Source organism: Segatella copri (genome assembly GCF_019127135.1).
Lineage (GTDB): Bacteria > Bacteroidota > Bacteroidia > Bacteroidales > Bacteroidaceae > Prevotella.
This window is the reverse complement of sequence record NZ_JAHOEA010000111.1, coordinates 1-3,926: the sequence shown is the minus strand read 5'-3', so window position 1 is coordinate 3,926 and position 3,926 is coordinate 1. Positions and strand designations below refer to the sequence as shown.

Annotated in this window: 1 protein-coding gene; it reads right to left on the bottom strand. The window is 50.3% G+C overall.

Translation table 11 applies throughout. The features are described 5' to 3' along the window. Window positions 1-299: 299 nt before the first annotated feature. On the bottom strand, window positions 300-3,740 hold the full coding sequence (locus KSW37_RS15200; protein ID WP_217315282.1) for a GH92 family glycosyl hydrolase: 3,441 nt from the start codon (window positions 3,738-3,740) through the stop codon (window positions 300-302). Window positions 3,741-3,926 lie beyond the last annotated feature (186 nt).

Below are 3,926 nucleotides of genomic sequence, written 5' to 3'. Positions count from 1 at the left end.
CAAAGGTAAGAAATTTTACGATAAAGGGCAAGGTATAAACGCGGAGCCGCTTACCTCAAGAGTGTACAGACGGTACACTTCCTTGGTAAGTTCGACATCTTTCAGTGTTGCTTCTAATGATTCTTTCATGTAATTGAAACTTTAGGAGTCAACCATATTTACAAAAAGACACTGCTTCAGCGCGCTGCTTGCTAGGGCGTGGCAATAGGTGGCATTAGGTGGCAATAAGAACAGGGGTTATTGCCACGCGTAAATCACTATATACCAATAGGTTAACCATAAGTGTGGCAATAGTGGCATTAAAATAGAGAAAAAAATATTTTTCCTCCATTCAAAATCTGCTGATGAGAAAGGCGGAAATCATGCAGCGGCTTGCCATTGAGTGTTAATGACTTTACACGATAACTGCCTGATATACTGGCTGGTGCAGAGATTTCGAAGCGCTTTCCGTTCTCCAGATTCAGCGTAACTTTCTCGAAAGCAGGCGTACCAATATAGTAAAAAGGTGTGCCTGGACATACCGGATAGAAGCCTAAAGATGAGAAAATATGCCAGGCAGAACGCTGTCCTGTTGCATCTTCACCCGAAAAACTGTCATTTTCCAGTATCTGATGCAGCCTTTCCTGCGTCTTCTCCGGCGCACCGGCTGCCGCATAGAGATATGCCAGATGATGGCAAGGCGAATAACTGTGCTGATACCATCCCCTATCAAACATCCTGTCTAATCGGGAAATCACCTTACCGTTGCTTACCAGCACCTCCACTTGAGGATGCGCCTTTCTCTCCTTCTTCTCCTCTTTATCAATCAGTTTCTCCTTCTTGTCCATCGGTTTGCTGTCATGAATCACCTCAAACAGACCGGTGATATTCTGCGGAACCGACCAGGTATCCTGACAGGCAGAACCTCCCAGGATATTACTCTTACCTGAAAACAGATCTTTATCTTCTGCCCATTTTCCATTCTCATATCTTCCGTCAGCCCAGCCCGAAAGCGGGTTGATCACGTTGCGCCAATTCTCAGAACGGCGCATAAGTACCTGATAATCATCCTGATACTGCTGGCGGAGCGTAGCATCCTTGCAGGAATCAAGCAGCAGCTTTGCCATCTGCGCCACGGCAAAGTCATCGTATGCATACGCCAGGGTGCGCGAGGTAGAAGCGGTAGCAGAACCGGCCCCCTCCTCTACCGGAAGATAACCATTCGTCATATAGGAAGTGATGGAGCGGCGGCCCTTTCCGGAACGGTAATCCTTGGCAAGATAAGGAGTAGAGAAGGCATTCATGCGCATTCCCTCGTAAGCCTTCACGGCATCAAAGTTGCGGATGCCCTTGACATAGGCATCGGCAAGCACGATACTGGCATCATCGCCCAGCATCTCCCTCTGCCCGCAGTTGGCAGTTGGAAAGACAGGCATCCAGATACCATCCTGATACATTTTTACCAGAGACTGCATCATCTCTCCCGACAGCATCGGCGTAAGAAGATGATAAAGAGGCAACTGTGCGCGGTAGGTATCCCACATCGCAAAGTCACCATATTGCAGTTCGCCGACATCGCTCAACTCATGGGGAAGAAACGAACTGCGGTACAGGGCGGTATAAAAGCGGTTCACCTTTGCCGTGTCCTGACTCTCCACATCGATGGTATGCAGACGTTCGCACCACAGATTGGCAGCATACTCCATCATACTGTTGAAGTCCAGACCGCCGTACATATAGTTTTCGGCATTGAGATTGGTCACCGCCTGGTCGTGCGAAGTAAAGGAGGTAGCCGACATCCATTCCATCGCCTTTCCTGTCTTGCCCCTGAAGGTGAGCCAGACTCCGATACCCGGCTTGCAGGTCATCATCAGTCCCTTTCTTTCCGCCTGTGCTTCATCAAAGACACCATAGTCAATCAGCTCATCTTTATCATAAGCCAGCACGAAATGTCCCCCGAAATCATCCGGTTTCCCCCATCCCTGATATACATGAGGCGCCGGATTATAGGCATAAACCACATGGTTCACGGTATCAATCTCGATGGTTCCCTGTCCGTCATCATTATTGGGCTGGATAACGAGATGAACCAGTTCGTCCTTATCGGGCGTAACACGGAGCATGGAGGTATGGCTCAGGGCAGTCATCTCTGCCTTCAGATGCTCATTCTTCAGCTGGACACCATAGTAATGGGGATGCGATACCTCGTCCTGATGGCTGAAAGCGGTGGCACGCTGAGCGGGCTGCAGACGGAGTTTGCCTCCCAAGGCAGCTAGGGTGAAAGAGCCGTAATCCCGTTTCTCCCCACCTCCCGGCCAATGGCTGCACCGGAATCCCTGCAACAGCGTATCCTTATCATTATAAGGAGCCACACAAGGCTGCTCGGTATCCCGGGTTTGGGGAGTCCAGAAGTTCTGGCCGTTCGGAACCAGTACGGCAGGAATTGCCTGTCCCGCTCCTTCCATCGTTTGGATGGCATAGAGCTGGCGCACATGTTCCAGCTGGTGGATACGCTGGTGCATCTCCTGCTTCCATTCTTTCCAGGAATAATAATGAGTGCCGTAAATCACCTGTCCTACAGGCGAAAGCATGATGTCTCTTTCGTTCAGCATGAACTTCACCACCACGCTATCCTTCCGGTTCTTGTAGAATATCATCTGCAGGTTGGCACCCATCGGAACCACGCGGTCCATCCTCTCTGTCTCTGCACCGAGTACTACCTGGTCGGCGTCTTCACGGGCACCGGCAGGAGGCAAGGTGGCATCAAAAAGAAGAGACAGGAGCCGGTAGAGGGCTGTATCATGACCGAAACGGAGGGTGGCTGATGACTGGGAAGAGCGCAAGGCAGCATCGGCTTCGGTTTCGATGTTCTGCCAGAGCGAGATGGCGCTTCGTGCCGGAATCTCTTCATTGGTAGCCATACTGCCGTTGGTGATGTTCATGCGGAGATTGTTGGCTTCATAGATGGCACGGAATTCGGCATCGGTAAAGAGTGCATTCAGGCTGTCTTCCATCTCCTGCGGATAGGCAGGAAAGTTCAGGCCCACATCCTGCAGGGAGGAGGTGAGTCCATACATTTCGGTCATCAGTTTCAGGGGTTCATCTATCTTTGCGGTATTCTTGAATAGCTGTTGCAGGAAGCGGCGTGGCGAAACCTGGGCCTTCACCCTGGTGCGTTTCTTCAGCGCCTTCAGTTCGGGAGATTCGTAGGCTATCCAAGCCATATCAGCAGAATCGGTCTTCACGTCCAGATGCAGCTGGGGCTGTAGATTCCGCAGCTGGGAAGTAAAGGCGAGCATACTCTTGGCGCAGCGGTCGGAAACACTGGAGCGTGCCTTTACCTGGTGTCCGGCAGCAAAGATCTGTGGATAATGGGCATACATGCGTCGGGCAATGGCCTGATGCTGCAGTTCACCCAGTCGGGTCAGTTTGCCGCCGTTCCCTTTTGCATTCTCACATATCCGGTTCACGATACTCTTAATCTGAAGTCCGAGCGGAGTAAGATTGCCTTCATCAGCAAACTGCTTTTCTATCCAGAGATAGCGTTCATCCCTCGACATCCATCGCGAACCATGGCGCCCGTAGTGACTGATATAATAAGGTGAGAAACCGGCAGGCACCTTCACTTCTGAAGCATCGGTTCCGGCATCATCCGTTACGGGGTAAGCATAATAGATGCCTCCCATTTCGCGGCGGCTCTGTGCTTGCAGTCCCAGGCAGCAAACCAGCCATAAATATATAAGATAACTTACTTTCTTCATAATAAATAAAAACGGAGAAAACCGCTGTTTATTATGAATGTACTTCCCTGAAAAAGGTTGTCACTTAGGAACAAACAGAAGTGACAATGAAACGTAAGACAAGAATTGAACGTGTGTATAATGAGAACACTGGTTGGTTTGAGACCCGTGAGGTAGAGTTGAATGGCTACTCTTTTACAGATGATG